The organism is Populibacterium corticicola, assembly GCF_042683685.1.
GTDB lineage: Bacteria > Actinomycetota > Actinomycetes > Actinomycetales > Cellulomonadaceae > Timonella > Timonella corticicola.
This window is the reverse complement of sequence record NZ_JBHUOP010000002.1, coordinates 545,051-566,655: the sequence shown is the minus strand read 5'-3', so window position 1 is coordinate 566,655 and position 21,605 is coordinate 545,051. Positions and strand designations below refer to the sequence as shown.

The following is a 21,605-nucleotide window of genomic DNA, read 5'->3' as shown; positions in this document are numbered from 1 at the left end:
CCGGGAGGAAGCGTGACTGATTTTCTGCGCGCAGATACAACCGCGGACAAACTCATACTGATGTTGTGCGCGATCGCCCTGTTTGTCATCATCATGGCGGTCATTCTCTTAGTAGTCGAACGTATTCCACGAGCTCCCCGCTGGGTTCTCGTTCTTGCGTTCCTTGGTCCAGCGATGCTGGCAATCGGATTTGGTCTGGTGTACCCAGCCCTTCTGACGATCCGTTCGTCCTTCTATGACCGAACAGGTCAAGAACTCGTTGGGTTCGATAACTATGTCAGGGCATTCTCCGATTCGTCGTTCCAGCAGATCCTTCTCAACACCCTCATGTGGACGCTGGTCGTGCCGGTTGTGTCCACTCTGGTGGGTCTGACCTATGCGGTCCTCGTTGACCGCACGCGATTTGAGAAGTTCGCCAAAACCCTCATGTTCATGCCAATGGCAATCTCCATGGTCGGGGCCTCCATCATCTGGAAGTTCATGTACGAGTACAGGGACGTGCTCGTCGGGGTTCCACTTGACAAGCAGCCACCGCAGATCGGTCTGCTCAACCAGGTGTTGCTGTGGCTCGGACTCGAACCGCAGCAGTTCTTGCTCCACGGGCCGTGGAACAACCTGTTCCTCATGATCGTGATGATCTGGATCCAGTCAGGTTTCGCAATGACTATCCTGTCCGCCGCCATCAAGGCGATCCCGGACTCGACCGTTGAGGCGGCACGTCTCGACGGCGTCAATGGCCTTCAACTGTTCTGGCACATCACCATCCCCAGCGTGCGCCCGGCAACCGTTGTCGTGCTCACCACGATCGCAATGGGAACCCTCAAGGTGTTCGACATCGTCCGCACGATGACCGGTGGAAACTTCGGCACGGGTGTGATCGCAAACGAGTTCTATACCCAGTCGTTCCGCCAGAACAACCAGGGCCTTGGCGCCGCGCTTGCGGTGATCCTGTTCCTGTTTGTGATTCCACTGGTTGTGTATAACGTCCGCCAGATGAGGAAGACGGAGGAAGTGCGATGACCGCAGCATCAGATGCAGTTGTGCCAGAGGCGGCCGGAGGACCGGTCATCCCCACTCGCGGCAAGAAGATCGAGAACCTTGAGGTGCGCGCGGACAAGGTAAGTAAGACGCTGTCGTCACGGGTGGCATCCTTGATAGCGATCCTTATCGCTGTCTTCTGGACGATCCCGACCCTCGGATTGCTCGTCACCTCGTTCAGGCCAGAGGCGGACATCGTGAAGACCGGATGGTGGACCTGGTTCACCAACCCGACGTTCACGCTGGACAACTACACAGAGGTCCTGACCGGTAGCCGCTTCCAACTCTCAACGTTCTTTGTGAACTCGTTCGTGATCACCCTTCCGTCTGTGGTCATCCCGATCACGCTCGCACTCTTGGCCGCGTACGCTTTCGCGTGGATCGACTTCAAGGGGCGCAGCGTACTGTTCATCGCGGTGTTCGCACTGCAGGTCGTGCCGATCCAGGTCACGTTGATTCCACTGCTCACCACCTATGTGAACTGGGGCATCAACGGCACCTTCCTGACGGTGTGGTTGAGTCACTCCATGTTTGCGTTGCCGCTCGCGATCTTCCTGCTGCACAATTTCATGCGGGAAATCCCACGTGAACTTGTGGAGGCAGCTCGTGTGGATGGTGCTGGACACGTGAAGGTGTTCTTCCAGGTGCTCCTGCCGCTTCTGGTTCCGGCGATCGCGTCGTTCGCGATCTTCCAGTTCCTGTGGGTCTGGAACGACCTGCTCGTGGCTCTGGTGTTTGCCGGTGGCAGCCAAGATGTCGCACCGCTGACGGTGCGCGTCGCGGAACTGTCCGGTACGCGTGGCCAGGCCTGGTACCTGTTGTCCGCGGGTGCGTTCGTTTCGATGGTCGTTCCGGTCATCGTGTTCCTCGCCCTGCAACGCTACTTCGTACGCGGGCTGCTGGCTGGCTCTGTGAAGGGTTAGTGCTTGGTGGTTGCGAACTGTGTTCGTTGTGCTGCGGTAGGTGTTTGCTTCGCGAAACCCCTATTCTCCGCTGCACTGCCTTGTCCGTAACGCTGTGCTGGTAGGTGCGCGGCTCGTCGTCAATCGGATTCACGACGAGCCGCGCACCTGTGTGTGCGTCACCATCTGTTGCAGGCAAGTGGGGGAATCCCACTGACCGTATGGGCACCACGCATATCCCGAGTTACTGTCCGCTACGAGGTCGCGATGGAGACGCCACCGCGTGAATGGCATCGTGTGGCGTTCATTCAGTGGGTATGGGGAGAACTAGCGCTTCCGCTCCCCCGATATTTTTGGGATAACCGCCAGAGTCGAGTGGTGGCAGTACTCACAATGTCTTCGTGCACCCGCCAGCGTGCCCGTGGTCGTGACTGGAGTCGGGTCACTCGAGCCGCAATACGCCCGAACCACCGGGTGACAGCGGATATTCTCTGGGCGGTCGTAGCGCCGCAACCCTGCTTCTCTCCGCGCTGTCACCCCAACAGCCAACGCGGGCTCAGCAAACATCAGGCTTTCCACATGGCAATGATCTGGTGGTGTTGATACGGGCGGAATAAGTGAAACGCGTAACGTTTTACTCAGGTCAGTAAAGGTATCCCTGCCCAGAATATTGAAATCTAGCCACTTGAAAGCCTACGCTTAGTCACTGACTAGCACGTTCAAAGTTAAGGTTTGGCGCACGCCTGCCGATAATTCAAGAGCGGACACTCACCTGTGCCCGTTCGTTTAGAAAAGGATTTGGAGGGATCAAGGATGCTTCTCAACCGCTTGAGCGTTCAGAACAAGATCCTTGCAACCCTGGCCGTTCCATTCCTTGTCATTCTCGCGGCAGCCGCAGTGTTTACCTGGGTGTCGATCGATAACTGGCGAGACGCGAACCAGGTGCGTGATGTGACCCGCTTCGTGGGTGACGCGGAGGAACTTGTTACCGTCATTCAGGCGGAACGAGATGCGGCAGTTGCGGGCCTTGGCTCTCACACTCCAATGGTGAGTGAAGGCGAGGAAATGCCCGAGGCGACCAGCGAGGCCGGAGCGCGCTTTGATGAGATGGTTGCACTGCGCAACCAGGCTCTTGATGCACTCGACTCGAATTATCCGGCAGGAAGCTTTGACCGTATTCCGGACCAAGCCCAGCAGGCCCTCGAAGACGCCCGCTCGCAGTTGCGTGTCGGGCTTGTGCGAGCGGAGGAGTTCGCTCGTCGAGGCTTCGTGACGCCGCTTGCGCTCGCTAAGGAATACGACGACACAGTCGGTTTGATGTTCCGCTTCGTCGCAACCCTCGGTGACACCGCCTCCGACCGCTACGTGGGAACCACGACCTCGACCTACGAGTCGCTCTACCGCTATCAGGACCGTATGCGGTCCGAAGCGACGCTCATCGGACAACTCCTAAGCTCCAGCCGTGAGATGGGCGACGACCTCGCAACCGCCCGTGAACGCGACGTTGCACTGCGTACTCGACAGGTGAACGACCTGCGTGTTGAGACTATTCAGGACGTGACCGGTGCCCGTATCGAGGGACTCGACCTGCTGCCATCCTTCCCCTCGTCCTACTCCGCTGTGCGACAGCTTGTTGCCAACGGACAGGCACGAAGCGTCTCCAGCTTCCACATCGAGAACTGGTCGCAGATCTCCGGAGACGCAATTGAAATGATTACCCCGATCCGCGAGACAGTGCGCGAAGAGATGGAAAAGGCTGCTTTAAATAGCGCTAATAACGCGCGAACCCAAGCAATCTTGACGATCCTCGGTGTGCTTCTTGCTGTTGCTGCGTCGCTTGCGATTGCTTACATCACTTCTCGTTCGATCACCAACCCGCTGCGCCACCTCGCACGTGCGGCAGACCAGGTTAAAAACGAGTTGCCGCGCCTCGTGGACCAGATGGCCGTCCCAGGTCAGACCCCCGACTTTGAACTCAAGCCGATTGAAGTCGCATCTCGAGACGAGGTTGGACAACTCGCGGCGTCGTTCAACTCGGTCAACACCACCACGATTGACGTTGCCCGTGAACAGGCTGCACTGCGTGGTTCCATCGCTGAAATGTTCGTGAACGTGGCACGTCGTGACCATGTGCTCCTCAACCGTCAGCTCGGCTTCCTTGATGAACTCGAGCGTGCTGAAGAAGACCCAAACACCCTCGCAAACCTGTTCCGTCTCGACCACCTTGCAACTCGAATGCGTCGAAACTCAGAGTCGCTTCTCGTGCTCGCGGGCATCGACTCCGGTCGACGTGTCCGTGAACCAATGGCTATCTCGGACGTAGTCCGTACCGCATCCTCGGAGATCGAGCAGTACGACCGAATTCAATTGGATCTGCAGGCTGACCCACTGATGCTCGGTCACAATGCGCTGAACTCGGCCCACCTCATCGCAGAATTGCTGGAAAACGCCACCAACTTCTCCGAGCCACACACCCCGGTCGAGGTCACGACGGCGCTCTCCAAGCACTTCATGACGGTGACCATCCGTGACTACGGTCTGGGAATGAACGACCAGGACATCGAAGAGGCAAACCGCAAGGTTGCTTCGCGTTCCGCAACCGACGTCGTCGGCGTGCAGCGCGTGGGTCTGTTCGTGGTCGGTCGACTCGCTGACCGTCTCGGCGTACACGTCTCCTTCTCGCGACCAGCAGATGGTTCCGAGGGAACGGTCATCGTGCTGTCCTTCCCGTTCGCGCTCTTCGCGGACCTCTCCGAGCAGCCACTACCGCAGCCAACCGACCCGCTGAGCCGCGAGAACCAGCAGGCTGCGCAAAACTGGCTGCAGGCTGAACCGGAGCCTGAGGTTGTCCAAGAGGTCAACCTCGAGGCACTGACCGACGGCACCACCCACACCGGCATGCCGAAACGACGCGTTTCCGCGCTGCCTCAGGCGGAGGCGTTTACGCCAGAGATCCCGACAGAGCAGCCGGTAACGCCAACAGATCTGCCGAGCCGTGGCGCTGGCCACATGACCGGCCCAGACTTGCACGAGGAAGATATCGTTCTACCACCGTTGCAGACACCGCTCGCACCCGTCGTCTCGGAAGATAGCGACGTGTCTTGGGCGCCTGCGACGGCGGCCGCTCCCGCTGCCAGCCTGCCGACTCGTCGTGCCTCGGCACAGCCAGTCATTGACTTCGCACAGGAAGAAGAGGTCAAACCGCAGGCCCCAGAACGACGCTCGGCGATGTTCTCAAGTTTCCGTTCGTTCAACCCCAACGATCTGGCCGCAGCAGGCGATTCTGCTGCGATAGCTGGGGAGGAACCACAACAGGTCGATGCCTCATACGTCGAACCTGACACGGTGACCTACGAGACTGGCTTCGGCTCAGCATACGAGCCGACAGTCGCCCCTGGTGGTTATGAGCCCCTTGGCGGACGTGAGACCGCCAGCCACCACACTGCCGAGGCAGTGCCGTCTGAGGAACTTCCACCAAGTTTCGAACCGGCAGTACAGGTCGCCTATGACACTCCTCCGAGCTTCACCCCGGATGCGGTCGAGGATGGACCATACGCGCCATCAGCTCTGAGCGCCTCGTCGGGAGCGGAGTGGGCAGAGCGGTTTGCCAACCTGCCGACCCGCGCCTCGCGTGCACGCGAAGCACGGATGGCTGCGTTGAGTTCGCCAAGCCCAGCAAGTGCTGAGGAAATCGAGTACAGCGCTCAGGCCCCGGCGCAGCAGAACGCAGACGACGTCTGGGTTCCCACATTCGCGGATGGTGCTGCACCGCAGGAGCAGCATGAATTTGCACCTGTGTTTGACCAGAACGCCCACGGTGTTACTGCAGACGAACACAGCCATTATGCCCACGATGGCGAGTATGTTCCACAGCAGCCCGAATTCCAGGGCTACGTGGAGCAGCCAGTCGGCTACCACGATGAGCCTGTCAACACCGAATGGCATGCCCAGGAACCTGCAATAGTTGAGCACCAATACCTTGAGCAGCCTACCGTTGCCCAAGAGCCAGTATTCGCACCACAGTTTCCAGGTGCTGACGCGAACCCAGGTGGACAGCAGTTGCCGCCATCGCATCCATTCACGCCGATTAGCGCCCCATCCGTCGCCTCGCCGTTGGATCCAACGCTCTACAACAACGCACCAGTCGCATCGTTCGCCGATGTGGTGGCCGATGTTCCCGAGCCGAAGGCAGCACCTGCAAAGAAGGGATTCTTCGCGAAGCTGTTCGGTAAGAAGGACAAGACGGTTCCTGCGGCGCAGGCACCTGTCCAGCAGCCGACGGGGCAGGCCTTCCCGCCAGTTTTCGGAACTCCTTCCACGTCAGTGACGGAACCAGGGCAGCGGCCAATGGACGCACCGTTCGGTTCTTTCCAGCCAACGCCAAGTCCACAGGTAGGTGGCCAAGGAGCGCCGGCATCCGCATACGGGGTTGCGCAGGCTGAACCTCAACCCTACGGCGTGGCTACTCAGGCCCCGAGCTTTAACACCCCGGGTGCAGGTGCCATGGAAGCACCAGCACAGAGGTCGTTTAGGCCAGCGCTGACGCACGATCTTCCGCAGCGTACCGGTGCGGCGCCAGAGCCAGTACAGGTATTTGGCGGCCAACAGCCATTCGGTGCCAGTGGAAACGGGGCAGCGGAGACGACCGCTGGCCCATCGGGTTCCACGACATCGTTCTCACCGGCAGTCGCATCGCCAGCGCCAGCAGGGACCTCACACTGGGAGCCGCCCGCGGCCTTCGGACAGCCAAATGCGCTCGCATTGCAGTCCACGATCCAGGAGCAGGCGTTCGCTGAGCTGAGTGAGTTGTCGGCATACCGGCCGAATGCCGTCTCAGCGGGTGGAACGAACCTCACGCGCCGTGTCCGCGGAAACGTCGAAGGACCGCAAGACGACCCGAGCGCACAAAAGATCAGCCGCGACGCAGCAGAACTGCGTTCTCGATTGTCCGCCTTCCAATCCGCAACACAGCGCGGACGTCAAGACGGTAACCATTCACCTGAGCAGGGGGCCCAAGCTAGTGAAGTACAAGCAGCACGTGTGCCTGACTCGGTAATCCCGTAACCACCACTCGTCGAAGACACACTTAAGGAGAAAGTATGAGCACGCTGAGCACCGAGGCAACTAACTTTGGATGGTTGCTCGATAACTTTGTGCGTACCGTTCCAGCTACCAGGCATACGCTCGTGGTATCCGCGGATGGACTTCTGATGGCGATGTCAGACAACTTGGACCGCACTTCAGGCGACCAACTTGCGGCAATCGTCTCGGGTATGTCCAGCCTCACCCGCGGTGCATCCCGCCAACTCAACGGCGGTGCGGTACGTCAGTCAATCGTTGAGATGGACAACGGATTCCTATTCCTGATGAACGTCTCGAATGGTTCCGTTTTGGCCGCAGTTGCCGACTCGAACTGCGATGTGGGCCTGATCGGCTACGAAATGGCTATGCTGGTATCGCGTACCGAAGCAACTCTGACGCCACAGCTCATCTCCGAGATGCGCGGCTCCCTTCCCGTAGACGGAGCGACCCGAGCGTCGCTTGGCTAAAGGATAAAGATGACTCAATCAGCAGGCCACCCGGAGGGTGGACAGTACGAGGTCTCGACCGTTCGCCCTTATGCGGTGACCGGCGGCCGCGTGCGGTCCGCGACTTCTAATCTGCCTCTCGAAACGCTCATCGAGGTATTGCCCGGCGCGGTATCCTCCACGGGACTGACCCCCGAGAAGCGAGCAATCATTCAGCACGCAGCGAGCAACTACGTTTCGATTGCTGAAGTATCCGCTTTGCTGCGGATGCCGCTGGGTGTTGTCCGCATCTTGATTTCCGACCTGGCGGATGAGGGCTATTTGAAGGTCCACACATCCACGCCAGTTAACGTACACACAGGTCACGGCCAAAACCCTGCCATGTCCCTAAGTGTTTTGGAGAGTGTTCTTAATGGTATTTCAGCCCTCTGAAAACGGCACGCAGGCAACGGCTGCGCCAACAGTTGTCAAGATCGTCATCGCCGGTGGCTTCGCGGTCGGTAAGACCACGTTCATTGGTTCTATCTCCGATGTGGAACCGCTGAACACCGAGGCCGCGATGACCGAACACTCGGTTGGTGTTGACGACGCTGGCGGTGTGACTGATCGCAAGACGACCACGACAGTGGCAATGGACTTCGGACGTATCGAGTTGCCCGGTCCACTGTGGCTCTACCTGTTTGGTACCCCAGGTCAGGATCGCTTCCTGTTCATGTGGGATGACCTGGCTCGTGGCGCTATCGGTGCTGTGGTTCTGGTGGACACTGAACGTCTTGAGCAGTGTTTCCCGGCGATCGACTACTTCGAGTCCCGCGGTATCCCATTCGTCGTCGGCGTCAACTGCTTCGACGGTGTCGCCAAGCACCGCCTTGAGGATGTTCGCGAAGCGCTTCAGGTGCCAGCACACGTGCCGATGCTCTACACGGATGCCCGCTCCCGTGCAGCTACCAAGCAGACGCTCATCCAACTTGTGCAGCATGCGATGGAGCGCTTGCAGGTAGCGAGTCGCGCATAGCCTTCGCGGCCACCTGATGCTCTGGGTGGCTGCGCATAGTGTCGCGCGCCACCGTCGTTGGATTTCCAGGTAGCGCCGTGGCATGGCACAATGGTTAGGCGCTTGTTGCTGGCTTCGGCCAGATGACACAGTGCAAAGGAAGTGTGGCAGAGCGGCCGAATGCGCCGGTCTTGAAAACCGGTAGACCTCAACAGTCTCGCGGGTTCAAATCCCGCCGCTTCCGCAGAGGAGGGCCCGTATTCCATCATGGAATACGGGCCCTCCTGTTGTTCCTTGGGTTTTTACTCGGCGCTGGCCTCTTCGCCTGCTGTGCTTTCGTTCTCTTCAGGTTCGGTTGCGCGGATCTCGTTTGCAACCAGAACAACCTGTTCCTCGTCGTTCACAGCCGTCTGACCCTTTGGCAACTTGAGGTCCTTGACGTGGAGGATCGTTCCGGCTTCAAGGCCATCAACGCTGACCTCCACATGCTCTGGAAGGTCGCTCACAACAGCCTCAACCTGGATCTTGTGAAGCTCCAACTGAACCATGACACCGGCTGCAGGGTCATCGACGGTGACGACTGGGACCTCGACAACCTGCTTCTCGTTTGCCTTCACGGCGAGGAAGTCGATGTGTTCGATGACGCGTCCGATGGGGTCGCGCTGGATGTCCTTGATGATGACGTTCTGGCGCTTGCCTGCGATATCGAGCTCAACCAGTGCGGAACGGTTGTTCTTAACGGCAAGGAACGCCTCGTGTCCGTCAAGCAGGATGTGCTTGGCCTCGCTTCCGTGAGCGTAGACAACGGCCGGGATCTTTCCTGCGCGGCGTGCTTGGCGGGCGGCGCCTTTGCCGAAGTTGTCACGGATCGATGCCTCGAGTTTGATGTCTGCCATTCTTCGCTCTCTTCCATAACGGGACGGATGGTGAGCAGGCGGCGCTCACCGGCTCTATCTACACTAGCGCGGACCCGACCTTTGCGCAGGACATAGCGATGAGGGCCAACGCCCATTGACTGCTGGGTCACAAAGGAGAGATTAGCCACACGTTAGGTATACCAAGACCTTTCGTGTTGGGTCGCGTCGCGCCAAAATCTATAATGAGAGGTGGGATGTATTGATTCTTCCCGCAAGTCAGGTGCCGTCCACCATCAGATCCGGGCGGGCCGTACGGGCACACCAGTCCGACTAATTCCATTCACTCTCTTACAACGTAGGTGAAACTTCATGAAGCGCACTGCCGCTATCGCAGCTCTTGCCCTGGCTCTTCCACTTCTCGGCGCTTGTTCCGCCCAGGAGGAACCGGGCGCCATCTCAACCACCGAGGCCGGGCCAAACCAGACCCAGAACCGCGAGTACAAGCTCGCAGACGGCACGACCATCGAGTACAACCGCCTTGCTCCACTTCCAGCCCAGATGGAAGCAGATCTGCAGGCTCGTCTTGACTCGGTACTCTTCGAGCCAGATGTAGAGGCTTACCTCGCAGCCGCGGCAACTGAGGCGGGTGCCGGCCCAGACACCGACAACTTCCTCGCTTTCAAGGCCGAGGCAAATAAGATCGGTCAGGACACCGGCAAGTACGTTGGTGCGATCATTCGCGCCGTTCAGACCTGTGGTGACGAGTCTGCTGTCACCTGGGCTTTTGCCGCTCAGGACCGTAACGCGCCTCAGTTCCCAGAATGTGGTTCAACGGATGCGAAGGCGGAGGCTGCTGAACTGGCTGAGCACTACATCCCGACTGCTATCGGTGGCACCGAGGCATGGATCGTCCTGGGTCAGCAGAGCAACCAGTGATGTAACGCTTTCTCTGCGGCAGCGTCCAGTGACGCTCGCTGCGAGGATTGGTCTCCACCCACGGGCAGGAGACAGGTGGGATGTGCGTCGGCTCAAAGAGCCGCCACATCCCACAGTCGTATCGGCGGTATCCCCGATTGACGACGATCCCCTCCGTTGCCTTCTCGGCTCCCGTTGGATGAGGCGTGTGGCATCCTCATCCCTTCTAGTCACCTGTTGGGCATACGTGGGTTGGTTTGGCCGAGGCGGACGAGTGTGCTCCACGTTCTCCTCCTGCTTCTGCGCTTCGCCTAGCTTCCGCCCTAAACTCGGTGGGCTGTTTTACGTCCGAGTGCGTGGTTTTTCTGAGCACCTTCGGGTACTTTTCGCCCCATCGGGAGTGCCCGTGTTTCTGGCGAGGTAGGGCCGATCGGCCAGTAGCCAACAAAATAACCCGATAGGGGCACAACTCACGTCCGAAACCCCAGGAAAAGTTGCTATGTTGAAGGGGCAGTCGGTGCATCCACCTCTGCACGACCGAAAACCAGGGCGGTCGTCCCAGTCTCATACACAAGGGGTAGTGCGTGCGGCACGCGAATACTCGGAAATCATCAGGTGTCGCCGGAGCGATCGGTGTGCTCGGCGAACTCATGATCACCGCCGGGCTATTGATCGCCGGATACATTGTGTGGAACATCTGGTGGGACTCGAACCAGTCCGCCGCAATCGCGCAAGAGCAGGTGCGTGAGTTCCAGGAGACCCTGACGGTAGCCCCGGAGAAGGTTGCGGAACTACGCACCGATGCCCCGCCCATCGAGGTTGGCGTGGCCCATGGAGAGACCTTTGGTGTGCTTATCGTGCCAAAGTGGTACAACCTGACAAACAACACCATGCCCATCCGTGAAGGCACAACACCGGACGTGCTCGACCAGGCGGCCGCAGGTCACTACGTTGAGACCGCGATGCCCGGAGACATCGGGAACTTCTCGCTCGCCGGACATCGCCGTAGCCACGGTAACTCCTTCCGGTACGTGAACGTGCTTGAGGAAGGCGACCAGATCATCGTGGAGACCCGAAACACCTGGTACATCTACGAGGTAGAATCCCATGAAATCGTGGACCCGAGCGCGATTGAGGTGATCGCACCGGTACCAGGACGGCCCGGTGAAGATCCGACAGAACGTTATCTGACGCTCACCACCTGCCACTCAGTGACCGTCGGGGAGTGGGGCAACGATCACCGCTGGATCACCCACGCCAAGTTCGTCGGTTGGATGGACCGCGCCGACGGCATGCCCGAACAAGTCTTGATGGAACCGGGGGTTCTCTGACGTGTACGCAGCTCTATGGCGCATCCTCCCTGGCCCTCCCTGGCTCAAAGCCATCGAGGCCCTGGCCCTGCTCGGCGTTGTCGTATGGGCGCTCTTCACGTGGGGCTACCCGTGGATCGAGGAGACCTTCATCGACGCAGACCCGAATCTGGGCTAACGTGACCGCCGTCTACGAGCAGGTCCGAGCGTGGGCCCTCTCCTTCACCGGAACGTTCGAGGACTTCCCGTTCGGTCCAGAGACGGCTGTGTTCAAAGTGCAGGCAAGTGAGCACTCAAAGCCCAAAGTGTTCGCATTGCTGTGGCATACCGAAGCTGGCTGTCGGCTCAACCTCAAGTGCGAACCCGCACTCGCTGAGCGATTGCGCGAAACATACCCGCAGATCACGCCCGGGTATCACATGAACAAGAAGCACTGGAACTCCGTCACGCTGCCCGGCACCTGGGAGGAACTCGACGCAGGCCTCAACGCGGCGCTGGTGCAGGACCTCCTCGAGGACTCATATGACCTCGTGGTCTCCCAACTGCCGCGGCGGGACAGGCACCTGCTCGATTGGCATCCCACTACCTAAATCACCCAGTCGCGCGCGGGCCACAAACACCCAATCGGGTACTAAGTCTCACGCCAACCTGCACCAACGCAGATAGTGTGTAACTGTAGTTGCTAGAAACGTGAGTCGAGTATCCGCTCGGCTTCCAAGCTGCTGTGAGGGGCAGCGAATGGCCACCGCTTCCTTGGTGAGAAGGAACGGTGTCTAAGAAACCGTGGGGCCACCGGAACATCCGATGGCCCCACGCACAGTTTCCCAGCCAGCCACACAACAGTGCGGTGCGGCTGAAACATGGGGAATCGTCGGCAATCACTACGACCACCCACCTCAGCGGGCGCCTGACGCCCGCGACCATACCAGCGCACCGCGGACAACCTCGCGGCTGCCACACAGTACAGGGCATGATTGAACGGTGGATGCGGTCTATTCTCAGGAATCTAAACTCGAACCGATCGGGCTCATCCGAGCCTCGCGCACAGTCGTGCGCACTGGAACGATGCTGCTCGCCGCTGGAAGCGGCAGCTACCGCGTAAAGTCCTCTATGAAGGCGCTCGGGCGAGCACTCGGAATGTCGGACGTGCACGCCCAGGTAACGATTAACGAGATCACCGCAACCTGCCACCGCGGACCCATGTACCGCACCGAGGTCGCACAGACCGCCACCATCGGCGTGAACTCCGACCGCATCAAACTCATCCAAACATACTGCGAGGCCCTCGAACCCGCGGACGAAACCACCAGTCCTGAGGAAATCGCCCGCAGGCTCGACGACGCAGAAGCCTTCCTTGACGCGGCCGAGGCCAAACCCCATCTCTACCCGGACTGGTTGAACTCGCTATGCGCCGCCATCGCGTGTGGGGCATTCGCGTTCCTCAACAACGGCGGACCCGTCGAGATCGGTGCGGTGCTCATAGGAGCCTTCCTCGGTCAGTACTCGCGCCGGCTCATGCTGCACCGCCACCTCAACCAACTCGCAGTCGCAATGATCGCCGGTGCGGTGGCCTCCATCGTATATCTGGGGCTGGCGCACGGGATGTACCTCGCAGGACTCGTGGAATCCATCCACGAGTCCGGATACATCTCCGCTGTACTCTTCCTCGTCCCCGGCTTCCCACTCATCACAGCGGCACTCGACCTATCGCACCTGGACTTCTCCGCAGGAATGTCCAGGCTCGCATACGCCCTCATGATCATGATCTCCGCGGCCCTCTCCGTGTGGGCCGTCTCGACGTTGTGGGGGCTCACCCCGATCCCGCAGGAGAAACACGAACTCGTGCCGTGGGCCCTGTTCGCCTTCCGGCTACTTGCCTCTGCACTCGGCGTATGGGGATTCGCGATGATCTTCAACTCCCCGTTCATCGTCGCGGTGGTTGCAGCCGGAGTCGGAATGATCGCGAACACCGCACGCCTAGTCCTGATGGACGCAGGACTGTTCACCCAGGGTGCCGCATTCTTCGCTGGACTCATCGTGGGGGTTCTGTGCAACCTCATCGCTCCGCGCCTGGACATCCCACGGATCACCCTGTCGGTACCCGCGGTGGTCATCATGATCCCCGGAGCCGCAGGCTATCGTGCGATCTACTATCTCAACGCAGGGGACACCCTTCAAGCCCTCGCCTACGGGGTGGAAGCCGTGTTTGTCGTGATCGCCGTGGCCGTTGGACTCACCTTCGCGCGCACACTCACCGACCGGAACTGGCTTGTGACCGGAAAGTAGCGTGGCGGCGCCGTATGGTCGGTGTCGTTACCAGGTGATCAGGCCCGCTGCACGTGCCGGGGCCTGCCCTGATGCCCCCAGACGGTGCGGGCCATGTCATTTTGCTTTTACCACCCAAAAACAGGTAGCCTTAACACGCTCACAAAATAACCCGTGGGCAAGGAGACGTGCGAGAGTGGCCGAATCGGGCACCCTGCTAAGGTGTTAGGGGCGCAAGCCCCTCGAGGGTTCGAATCCCTCCGTCTCCGCCATTAAGGATTGTCGAAGCCCCGACCAGTAAGAACGATAACGCTGGTGGGGCTTTCCTTATTTACTCCGTACTTTCAACTGGGGTGCGATCCATGGCGGTACCCGTCCACCTTTCAGTTTTATTCTGATTAGCGACGAGCCCTCCAGTTAGTTCCTCTCCTCCCGATCCCAGCCGGGCTGGGCCGGGAGGAGGTGCGCGTGGGGTGCCGTATCGTCGCCAAGCAGAAAGTAACGTGCATCCGGGGTAGTGGAAGCGGGCAAGGTTCCTAGCACAGGACTGGGTCCAGTGTGCGGCCCGTCAAGTTGCAGGTAGGGGTTAACTTCCCATGAATGCGATGTAGTGCGGTTGATAGGGTCGTAGGGTTTACTACCCACACCCGCGAGAGAGGCCTTATGCCAGCGCGTTCCCTCACTGCCCTGACTGTTTTGCTGTCACTGTTACTCGTTGGATGTGGAGGTCCGGCGGCTCAGCCAAGTTCGGAGAGCCCAACATCGCAGGAGACAACTGAAGCGCCAAGCCCCGTGTCGATCCCCGATACTCACGCTGGCCAGAAAGTTCAGTGGATCATCGACATGCTGGAATCCGAGGCTGACGCGACAGCCGATCAGTGGGAAGCCGAGCTCGATCCAACATTCCTCGCGGAAGTTTCTGCTCAAGACGTCACGGATCTGGTGAACACCAACCTGCGTCCGGCGCGACCCTTTACGGTAACGAACTATCAGGGCACAGACAACGAAGCGACCGCTACGTTGCAGGGAACTTTAGGTGAGCCATTTGCGGTGTCTGTTTCGTTAGGGCCAGACCAAAAGATCACCGGGCTGTGGTTCGGGCCTCCCACGAACATCGAGTTTCAAGAGCCCACATCCATAGATGAACTTAGCGAGCGTCTCCAAAACCTTCCGGGCGAAGTCAGCGCGCTAATCCTCAAAGACGGTGAAACCGTGCTGGACATTGATGCTTCAACGCCCGCACCCCTCGCATCGATTTTCAAGCTTTACGTGCTGTTAGCGGTCGGGCAGTCGGTGGAGAGCGGTGCGCTGACCTGGGATGAGGAACTCGCACTCACTGATGAACTGCGTAGCCTGCCGTCGGGTGAACTCCAAGATGAACCGGCCGGAACACGAGTCACGATTCGGGATGCTACGCGCAAGATGATCTCGATTAGCGACAACACGGCAACCGACCTGTTGATTGATCGACTTGGCCGGGAGAGCGTGGAGCAGGCGGTAGCGGATTCCGGTCATCACGATCCGGCGGCGCTACGCCCATTCCCCTCAACCGGTGAACTCTTCACGCTCGGGTGGGGCGACCCAGAGTACCGGGAGCGGTGGAACAGCGGCGACGAAGCGGAACGTCGAGCGGTTCTTGATCTGATTGCGGGTGAGCCCATAGCGGTTGAAGCCTCGGCGATCACGGGTGACCCTGTGTGGGGAGACGGTATCGATTGGTTTGCTTCCGCCAAGGATGTTGCTGCGGTTCACCAGACGCTCCAAGCCCTAGATTCTGCGGAGATTCAGCAGATCCTTGCAGCGAACCCCGGCATTGAACTGGGTCAGTGGTCGTACGGCGGTTTCAAGGGTGGATCATCGTTGGGTGTTTTGACCGGTAGTTGGCTACTCAAAGATAGCGATAGCAGCGCGACGGTTGTTCTGCTCTACCGTGGCGACGATACGGAGGCAGTTTCTGGTCAATTGCAAGAATTCTTTGGGCTGGCCCAAGCCGCGATTGGGTTGGTCCGGTGAGGAAACTTGAGGTGGAACCCGTGATCTATACGTTGCCTACGCCGTGGTGGGTGCAAGCTTTGGGCTGGGGTATCGCGTGTGTCAACCTTGCCGTGGTTATCTTGGTGTCGGTTGGTCATCAGGTCGAGGTGTGGTTGATCATCAACCTGTTAGCCGTCCCGTTGGGGGTACTCGCCGCGAGAAGCCGCATGAGCCTGAGCATCGACTCCGAGCATGTGAGTATGCGGTACTGGCCTTTTGTGCATAAGAAACTGCTGCTGGGTGAGGTGGCCTCGTGTACGTATCAGGAGTTGGTGCGCCCGCATGAAGTGGGTGGAGTCGGTTATCGTTCGGGCGTTGGTGGCCCGTCAACGTTCATGTGGCGGCCGGGGCCTGCGGTGTTGGTTGTGTTGGACGATGGCAGGTCGTTTCGGATGGTGTTTGATCAGGCTGACGAGGCTTGCGAAATGTTGCATCAAAGGCTTGCAGGGCGTGGGCGGCACTTTTAATGCCAAGCGTCACGACATCGGACACTGCCAACGCGTCAGGGTACGGTTTTGTCTGTTTTGCCTAAGAACGTCTTAGGCAAAACCGTACCCTGACAGCGAAGAGGAAAGTAAAGAACCGCCGCCCAGCCGGGCCGCGGTTCTTCTAGGTAACGGCAGGACTCAGCGCTCAGGATTCAGCTAACCGTGCGGGGAATCCGCCCGTTGCAATGGGGCCCCAACTCTGGATCGTGATGCGAATCAGTGACTTTCCTTGAGCGCGCATCGCTTCACGGTACTCGTCCCAATCGGGGTGTTCTCCCGCGATGCACCGGAAGTATTCAACCAGTGGTTCCACGGAATCCGGTAGGTCGATAACTTCCGCAGTGCCATTGACCTGAACCCAGGCTCCACCGAACTCGTCGGACAGTATGCAAACGGAGGCCGCACGGTTGCGGCGGAGGTTCACGGCCTTCGCACGATCGGGGTAGGTGGAAATAACGACCTGGCCCTCGTTGGAAAGCCCCATTGTCACCGGTGACATTTGCGGGGTTCCGTTGGCTCGGGTGGTCATGAGGATTCCGTTGTGGCGTGGGCGTACGGACTCTTCGAGTTCTGCGCGGCTGACTGTGGTGTTTGTTGCAATCTGTCGTGCCATGCGTGAAGCCTCTCAGAGCGGCTAGGGGTTGTCAACGAGCCGTCCGTCTGGGTCGAGGATCGGCACGGTGATCGTGTATTCCTCGCGGCGGTCTTTCCAGCGGAGGTGGACCGTGATTTCTTGTGCGGCGGCGACAAACGTATCGAGGGTTCCTTCTTGACGCAGTTGCGCAAAGCCATCAAGCGCTACCGCCTCAAACCCCGATTGCACGGTGTGGGCTTCGCCTTCGACGGCAGTGTCTTGTGGAGCCAGGGTGACTTCAAACGGTGGGTTGAGGGTGGTGCCGGTGCTGGTGAACTGCGAGAGGTCGGACTTTCCAGTCACGAGTATTTCGAGGTCTTTCAGCTCACTGTCGGAGGTGTTGGTGATCTCCACTTTGTGCTCAATCCGGTCTTGGTCGTCTGCAATGGTTGCTGGCCAAACAGTGATTTTGAAGGGTTTGTTGCGCATGATTGTGGGTTCGTCTTCACTCGTGCCTTCCCACGGGTGGTGTACGGCCAAGATGGCGGGCGAGCATGCGGCCAGCATACTGAGTGCGAGGATCACGCTTGTGAGGGCGGTGAGTGAACGTAGTTTTGTGTGCATCGTGGCCTCGCGTCTGTGGTTGGGGTTTCATTCCAGCAGATTTGTTGGTGCCTGCCAAGAGGTTTTTGTGCAGGTAATGCGGCTATTTATTGCCAACGAGCCCGCACCTCACAGCAGCATCCTACCTTTTAGGTATCGGTATATTCCGATACCTACCCGGTATCGGAAAAACACGACACGATGAGCGTATCTAGAATTTCCGATATTCGAAGTGTTTGGGGTGATCATGGCGCAGCGTGAAGCGCGATTGCGTGTGCCTGGAGACTTCGGGCTTGCCTTGCAGCAAGCGCGCATGTCTCGTGGGCTGTCACAGGCCGAACTCGCCCGGCAGATCGGCGTGAGTCAGAGCGCGGTAAGCGAAATGGGAAACGGTAGCGGAACAATCTATTTGCGCAGGCTGCTGGAACTTGCGCGGTTGAGTGGCCTTGAGTTCCATGCGACCTGGAGTGATGATGCGCCTAGCCGTTGAACTCTATGGCACAGCCGGGGTCCGACCACCCATATTCTCAAACAGCAGTTGAAGGGCTCGCTCTCGAGCGTGATTTTTGACGAAGAGTACGGTTCGCGGATCGCACGGCGACTGGGCTTAGCGAGTTTCAGCGTCCGGTTTGTAGGTTGTGAGTACAAGTACCGGTACCGCGTATCCGAAAGCTCTCATCTGGGCGATGATCGGTGAGAATCAAACGTTCGATGACATGGATGCAGCACCCATCATCGAACTCAAATAATCCGTACCCGATGGGCTATTTTTGGTCCGAGTGTACACAAAAAATTGGTGCACCCGGACCCTTTTCAGCCCATCGGATGAGAGGAGCATTGGCCTCAGACACTGGTATCTCCATCCCCGTAGTCGGTAAATATCGCTGGGAGACGTTAGGGAGGAGAACCGGGCAGGAGGTTATCTCAGTGTTACCGCGGCGCTCTGGCGGTAGATTGGCGTACGTTCAACTGCGGGCTGAGCACCACGCGATGCACGGGGCGCTTGGGGTCCTCCAACCGTCGAGCCACCAAACCAACCGCGGCAGCGCCAACCGCTGCGCGCGGCGGGGCAACGGCGGTGAGCGCCGGGGTGAACAGCCGGGCAACCTCATCGTCGTATGCGACGATGGACAGATCCTCGGGGATGGACAGGCCACGGTTGAGGGCAATGTCGATGAACGCCATCGCCTCGGGGTCGGAATGGATGAGCAGCCCGGTGATGCCAACGGACAGCGCGGTGTCGATTGCCGTCTCCACGGAGGATGAGAAGTCCGGGTGGTGTCGGTCCACAAAGAACTCCTCGAAGTGCTCGGAGGGGTCGAGGTCGAACTCCTGGCAGGCGCGGTCCCATCCCGCGAAGATCTTGCGTCCGGTTGGCGAATCCCGCGACAGCACCAGACCGACCTTGTGGTGTCCCAACTCGGCGAGGTGGCGGGCGGCCAGGACAGCGCCGAGACCGTGATCGGTGGTCACGCTCTCGACTGGTTCGTGGCTGGGCAGGGAGAAGGCGTCGCGTTCCACGTATACGGCTGGGCGCCCGCAGTCCTCAAGCCACTGCACGACATCTTGGGCGTGTGGGGTGTCGGTGTTGGGGGCAACGATGAAACCGCATACGTCGTCGGTGGCGATGAGGCGTTCAAGGACGGGGCGTTCGTCTTGTAGTTCATAGGAAGCCCCACGCAGCAGGAGTTTTAGCCCGAGGCGCTTGGCCTCCTCTTCCATGCCGCGGACAACGCCGGGCCAATAGTAGGCGAGCGATGGCACGAGTACGGCGATGGTGCCCTTCGAGGGCGGTTCGAGCATGCCGGGGGCGGGGGAGTCGCTGGCATCTGCACCGCTGGTATTGGTGACTGCCCCGCCGTGGACGCGTTCGAGGAGTCCCTGCTCTTCGAGTTGGGCGAGGTCACGGCGCAATGTCACGGGGGCAACCCCGAGCGTTTCGCTGAGCTCGGACACCCGTACGACTCCATCGCGGGCGAGCGCGGAGAGGATGTGGGCGTGCCGGGCGGGGGCGAGGCGCGAGTGTTGTGCTTCAGTCATGATGCCACCCTAGGTGCGTTGTGTTGTTCTATGGTGATGCGAATGTCGCGTCGATGCGTCACGATCAGGTCTATCCGTGTGAGGTGGGGGCCCCACACATCGCCCAGCAGCGGGTCCTTCAATTGTTGTTCCACTCGACGTGCTTTGGTGTCATTTGGCCATCGGATGATGATCGGCGTGGCGTTTTGGAGTGGTTGTACGAGGGCCTGACCCGGTTCCAACTCGACTGTGCCTGCGATCAACAGTCGCGTGGTCGTCTCGTGTTCAACCACGGAGGATGAGCTGAACTCCCAAACCTCGTCCAGTGTGACCTGGCGGTTTTTGCGGTCTAGCCGCACTGTCCGGCGCCAGGTCTGCAGATCTGCGTTCGGGTAGGCGTCTGCCAGATCGAGTGTGAGTCCCGCACTCACCTCGGTGAGGGTGGCGGTCACATCACGGGCCGCATGCTGCGCTCCGGGCGCCTGCGGGCATCCGCGTATCTCGGGAACGGAATGCCAGGAGCTCTGCATGGTCCAGATGTCGTAACGCCCAGGCCCGAATGTCTGTTTGGTGTAGGTGGGTCTGCCCGCGTCCACGATCACGGGAACGCCGTCGCACGCCACGATCAGCGATCCGACGTCGTTGTGGTTGTGATGCTCGTTGTTGTGGCCACCCTTGATGGCGATGCTCAAGCCCTCACTCACCCCTGCCTGCTCGCGGGAGAGCAGCACCTGGGTGGACGGGAGCCAGGTGTCTCGGACAAGAGGCACGGCCGCTTCGGGTGCATTGTTCCATTCAGGGTCCGTGAGCGCTCGCACGAGTCGCCCGAATCCCATGGATTCGTGCGCGGGAATGAATCGGTGCGCGGCAGCGTGTGCTGCTGCCTCTTCATTGCCGACGAGTCGGGCAGCCCTGTGGAGCGCATGCCAGGGCTGGTCGCTGGTTGGGCGGGCCTGGCTGTCGGCGAAGTTGACGTACCAGTCGTCACCAAGGTGGCAGCGGTGGGGAAAGGCAACGGTCTCACGCAGAGCTGGAATCTGAGCGATCACGTTCCGTCCGGTGGCGTGGCCGAAGACATCGAGCGCCTCGAGCGCCCGGCAGGCACCGTTCCACCAGTACCCGTATCCCTCATCAATCGCGCCGTCCTCGGGCAGGGCGGAGACGTAGCGGTCGATTCCCTCCATGACGAGGGCCACGACATGTGGACGCAGGCTCGCCTCGTGCGGTCCGTCCAAGAGACGCAGGGCAGCCACGAGCACGTTCCCATGAATCCACGGATTCCAGTTGTGGACATCCCCATCGAGTCCAATCCAATGCCAGTCACGCCGCTCAAGGAACGGTGTGAACACCCGTGTACGTGCCTCGTGTCGGATGCGCTCGCGGATTCCGGGAGCACGCTCGTCGAGTGCCGAGCCGAGTATGTGATCGATCCACGCGAGTTGCCCGACGGCCTCACCTGCTCCGAGGTCCAGGTAGGGAGCTGTGACGGTGGCGAGAACCGAACCGTGGCGTTCGTAGGTGTCATCGTGGGCTGGCCAGCACCAGGAACTCTGCTCACACAGGAGTTGGATGCCGTCAACGACCTGATCGATCCACTGGGTGTCGAGCGTGCGAGCGGCGAGGATCGCGGCCCGGCTGAGGCGTTCCTGGCGGGCGAAAGCGGCAGCCTCCCACTCGTCGCGGTTTCCATCTCGGTGAACCCGTGCGGCAGCACTGGCGAGGGGAGTGGGCCATGGGGAGGTCAAATCGGTGGATGCGCGTTCCAGGAGTTCGGTCACCACGATGGACTCCCATACGCTGCGTTCCTGCGCGGTGGGAGCAGGAAGGGAACTCTCGGGGGAGGCGAGTGCACTGGTCAGCCCCGGTTCTGAGAGTGCGTTGAGCCGGGAAGCGAGGACTCCCCGGAAGGTGGTGGACATGGTGTTCCTCTGTCTCTTTGAGAACGATCAATGATCGAAAATGATCGTATCAGGATCACGAGATGGTTGCAATGATCGAATAAGAATGAAAATCTATTGCCATGATCGATTTGGATTGCTAGTCTCTAAAACGATCGGAAACGATGTAGTGACCGACTG

General features: G+C 59.7%; 19 protein-coding genes and 2 tRNA genes. 16 read left to right on the top strand and 5 right to left on the bottom strand.

Annotation, left to right across the window (positions count from 1 at the left end):
- Positions 1 to 60 precede the first annotated feature (60 nt).
- The 7 genes from ACFSYH_RS06250 to ACFSYH_RS06220 all read left to right on the top strand — a co-directional run bounded on the left by ACFSYH_RS06250 (position 61) and on the right by ACFSYH_RS06220 (position 8,706).
- On the top strand, positions 61 to 1,020 hold the full coding sequence (locus ACFSYH_RS06250) for a carbohydrate ABC transporter permease (RefSeq protein WP_377466102.1): 960 nt from the start codon (positions 61 to 63) through the stop codon (positions 1,018 to 1,020).
- Complete coding sequence (locus ACFSYH_RS06245; protein ID WP_377465856.1) at positions 1,017 to 1,961, top strand: carbohydrate ABC transporter permease; 945 nt, start codon at positions 1,017 to 1,019, stop codon at positions 1,959 to 1,961. Before ACFSYH_RS06250 ends, ACFSYH_RS06245 begins: the two co-directional genes overlap by 4 nt.
- 792 nt (positions 1,962 to 2,753) lie before the next feature.
- Positions 2,754 to 7,004, top strand: a complete 4,251-nt coding sequence (locus tag ACFSYH_RS06240) for an ATP-binding protein (RefSeq protein WP_377465855.1) — start codon at positions 2,754 to 2,756, stop codon at positions 7,002 to 7,004.
- Positions 7,005 to 7,039: 35 nt separating this feature from the next.
- Positions 7,040 to 7,489, top strand: coding sequence for a roadblock/LC7 domain-containing protein (locus ACFSYH_RS06235; RefSeq protein ID WP_449301328.1), 450 nt, complete (start codon positions 7,040 to 7,042; stop codon positions 7,487 to 7,489).
- A gap of 9 nt (positions 7,490 to 7,498) precedes the next feature.
- Complete coding sequence (locus ACFSYH_RS06230; protein WP_377465853.1) at positions 7,499 to 7,900, top strand: DUF742 domain-containing protein; 402 nt, start codon at positions 7,499 to 7,501, stop codon at positions 7,898 to 7,900.
- A complete protein-coding gene (locus ACFSYH_RS06225; protein ID WP_377465851.1) occupies positions 7,881 to 8,483 on the top strand; it encodes a GTP-binding protein in 603 nt (200 codons plus the stop codon). Before ACFSYH_RS06230 ends, ACFSYH_RS06225 begins: the two co-directional genes overlap by 20 nt.
- Positions 8,484 to 8,620: 137 nt before the next feature.
- Positions 8,621 to 8,706 (top strand) — tRNA-Ser (locus tag ACFSYH_RS06220).
- A gap of 58 nt (positions 8,707 to 8,764) precedes the next feature.
- Here the strand turns inward: ACFSYH_RS06220 and ACFSYH_RS06215 are convergent.
- A complete protein-coding gene (locus tag ACFSYH_RS06215; RefSeq protein WP_377465850.1) occupies positions 8,765 to 9,358 on the bottom strand; it encodes a 50S ribosomal protein L25/general stress protein Ctc in 594 nt (197 codons plus the stop codon).
- Positions 9,359 to 9,688: 330 nt separating this feature from the next.
- On the opposite strand from ACFSYH_RS06215, the gene ACFSYH_RS06210 reads away from it, so the two are divergent.
- From ACFSYH_RS06210 to ACFSYH_RS06175, 8 genes are all read left to right on the top strand, one after another.
- Positions 9,689 to 10,255 (top strand): hypothetical protein, encoded by a 567-nt coding sequence (locus ACFSYH_RS06210; protein ID WP_377465848.1) that lies wholly within the window; start codon positions 9,689 to 9,691, stop codon positions 10,253 to 10,255.
- Positions 10,256 to 10,818: 563 nt separating this feature from the next.
- On the top strand, positions 10,819 to 11,565 hold the full coding sequence (locus ACFSYH_RS06205) for a class E sortase (RefSeq protein ID WP_377465847.1): 747 nt from the start codon (positions 10,819 to 10,821) through the stop codon (positions 11,563 to 11,565).
- Position 11,566: 1 nt separating this feature from the next.
- On the top strand, positions 11,567 to 11,722 hold the full coding sequence (locus ACFSYH_RS06200) for a hypothetical protein (protein WP_377465845.1): 156 nt from the start codon (positions 11,567 to 11,569) through the stop codon (positions 11,720 to 11,722).
- A 1-nt stretch (position 11,723) separates the two neighbouring features.
- The gene (locus ACFSYH_RS06195; protein ID WP_377465844.1) at positions 11,724 to 12,134 is read left to right on the top strand and encodes an MmcQ/YjbR family DNA-binding protein; all 411 of its coding nucleotides are present in this window, start codon (positions 11,724 to 11,726) and stop codon (positions 12,132 to 12,134) included.
- Positions 12,135 to 12,525: 391 nt separating this feature from the next.
- Positions 12,526 to 13,830 (top strand): threonine/serine exporter family protein, encoded by a 1,305-nt coding sequence (locus ACFSYH_RS06190; protein WP_377465843.1) that lies wholly within the window; start codon positions 12,526 to 12,528, stop codon positions 13,828 to 13,830.
- Positions 13,831 to 13,991: 161 nt separating this feature from the next.
- Positions 13,992 to 14,081: transfer RNA gene (locus ACFSYH_RS06185), tRNA-Ser, on the top strand.
- A 391-nt stretch (positions 14,082 to 14,472) separates the two neighbouring features.
- A complete protein-coding gene (locus tag ACFSYH_RS06180) occupies positions 14,473 to 15,822 on the top strand; it encodes a serine hydrolase (protein WP_377465842.1) in 1,350 nt (449 codons plus the stop codon).
- A gap of 11 nt (positions 15,823 to 15,833) precedes the next feature.
- Positions 15,834 to 16,310, top strand: coding sequence for a hypothetical protein (locus ACFSYH_RS06175; RefSeq protein WP_377465841.1), 477 nt, complete (start codon positions 15,834 to 15,836; stop codon positions 16,308 to 16,310).
- Between the two features lie 166 nt (positions 16,311 to 16,476).
- Here the strand turns inward: ACFSYH_RS06175 and ACFSYH_RS06170 are convergent, their stop codons facing one another.
- Together ACFSYH_RS06170 and ACFSYH_RS06165 are read right to left on the bottom strand one after the other, a co-directional pair.
- Positions 16,477 to 16,944 (bottom strand): PPOX class F420-dependent oxidoreductase, encoded by a 468-nt coding sequence (locus tag ACFSYH_RS06170; RefSeq protein WP_377465840.1) that lies wholly within the window; start codon positions 16,942 to 16,944, stop codon positions 16,477 to 16,479.
- Positions 16,945 to 16,965: 21 nt separating this feature from the next.
- Positions 16,966 to 17,529, bottom strand: a complete 564-nt coding sequence (locus tag ACFSYH_RS06165) for a hypothetical protein (protein WP_377465839.1) — start codon at positions 17,527 to 17,529, stop codon at positions 16,966 to 16,968.
- A 226-nt stretch (positions 17,530 to 17,755) separates the two neighbouring features.
- On the opposite strand from ACFSYH_RS06165, the gene ACFSYH_RS06160 reads away from it, so the two are divergent.
- On the top strand, positions 17,756 to 17,998 hold the full coding sequence (locus tag ACFSYH_RS06160) for a helix-turn-helix domain-containing protein (RefSeq protein ID WP_377465838.1): 243 nt from the start codon (positions 17,756 to 17,758) through the stop codon (positions 17,996 to 17,998).
- 440 nt (positions 17,999 to 18,438) lie between these two features.
- Here ACFSYH_RS06160 and ACFSYH_RS06155 read toward each other — a convergent pair whose 3' ends face one another.
- Together ACFSYH_RS06155 and ACFSYH_RS06150 are read right to left on the bottom strand one after the other, a co-directional pair.
- On the bottom strand, positions 18,439 to 19,548 hold the full coding sequence (locus tag ACFSYH_RS06155) for a substrate-binding domain-containing protein (RefSeq protein WP_377465837.1): 1,110 nt from the start codon (positions 19,546 to 19,548) through the stop codon (positions 18,439 to 18,441).
- Positions 19,545 to 21,446, bottom strand: coding sequence for a heparinase II/III domain-containing protein (locus ACFSYH_RS06150; protein WP_377465835.1), 1,902 nt, complete (start codon positions 21,444 to 21,446; stop codon positions 19,545 to 19,547). Before ACFSYH_RS06150 ends, ACFSYH_RS06155 begins: the two co-directional genes overlap by 4 nt.
- Positions 21,447 to 21,605 lie beyond the last annotated feature (159 nt).

What these genes read in the sequence shown, in the direction of transcription:
- ACFSYH_RS06250 (WP_377466102.1), top strand. Translation starts at nt 61, where the DNA reads ATGTTGTGCGCGATCGCCCTGTTTGTCATCATCATGGCGGTCATTCTC.
- ACFSYH_RS06245 (WP_377465856.1), top strand. Translation starts at nt 1,017, where the DNA reads ATGACCGCAGCATCAGATGCAGTTGTGCCAGAGGCGGCCGGAGGACCG.
- ACFSYH_RS06240 (WP_377465855.1), top strand. Translation starts at nt 2,754, where the DNA reads ATGCTTCTCAACCGCTTGAGCGTTCAGAACAAGATCCTTGCAACCCTG.
- ACFSYH_RS06235 (WP_449301328.1), top strand. Translation starts at nt 7,040, where the DNA reads ATGAGCACGCTGAGCACCGAGGCAACTAACTTTGGATGGTTGCTCGAT.
- ACFSYH_RS06230 (WP_377465853.1), top strand. Translation starts at nt 7,499, where the DNA reads ATGACTCAATCAGCAGGCCACCCGGAGGGTGGACAGTACGAGGTCTCG.
- ACFSYH_RS06225 (WP_377465851.1), top strand. Translation starts at nt 7,881, where the DNA reads ATGGTATTTCAGCCCTCTGAAAACGGCACGCAGGCAACGGCTGCGCCA.
- ACFSYH_RS06215 (WP_377465850.1), bottom strand. Translation starts at nt 9,358, where the DNA reads ATGGCAGACATCAAACTCGAGGCATCGATCCGTGACAACTTCGGCAAA.
- ACFSYH_RS06210 (WP_377465848.1), top strand. Translation starts at nt 9,689, where the DNA reads ATGAAGCGCACTGCCGCTATCGCAGCTCTTGCCCTGGCTCTTCCACTT.
- ACFSYH_RS06180 (WP_377465842.1), top strand. Translation starts at nt 14,473, where the DNA reads ATGCCAGCGCGTTCCCTCACTGCCCTGACTGTTTTGCTGTCACTGTTA.
- ACFSYH_RS06170 (WP_377465840.1), bottom strand. Translation starts at nt 16,944, where the DNA reads ATGGCACGACAGATTGCAACAAACACCACAGTCAGCCGCGCAGAACTC.
- ACFSYH_RS06165 (WP_377465839.1), bottom strand. Translation starts at nt 17,529, where the DNA reads ATGCACACAAAACTACGTTCACTCACCGCCCTCACAAGCGTGATCCTC.
- ACFSYH_RS06160 (WP_377465838.1), top strand. Translation starts at nt 17,756, where the DNA reads ATGGCGCAGCGTGAAGCGCGATTGCGTGTGCCTGGAGACTTCGGGCTT.
- ACFSYH_RS06155 (WP_377465837.1), bottom strand. Translation starts at nt 19,548, where the DNA reads ATGACTGAAGCACAACACTCGCGCCTCGCCCCCGCCCGGCACGCCCAC.
- ACFSYH_RS06150 (WP_377465835.1), bottom strand. Translation starts at nt 21,446, where the DNA reads ATGTCCACCACCTTCCGGGGAGTCCTCGCTTCCCGGCTCAACGCACTC.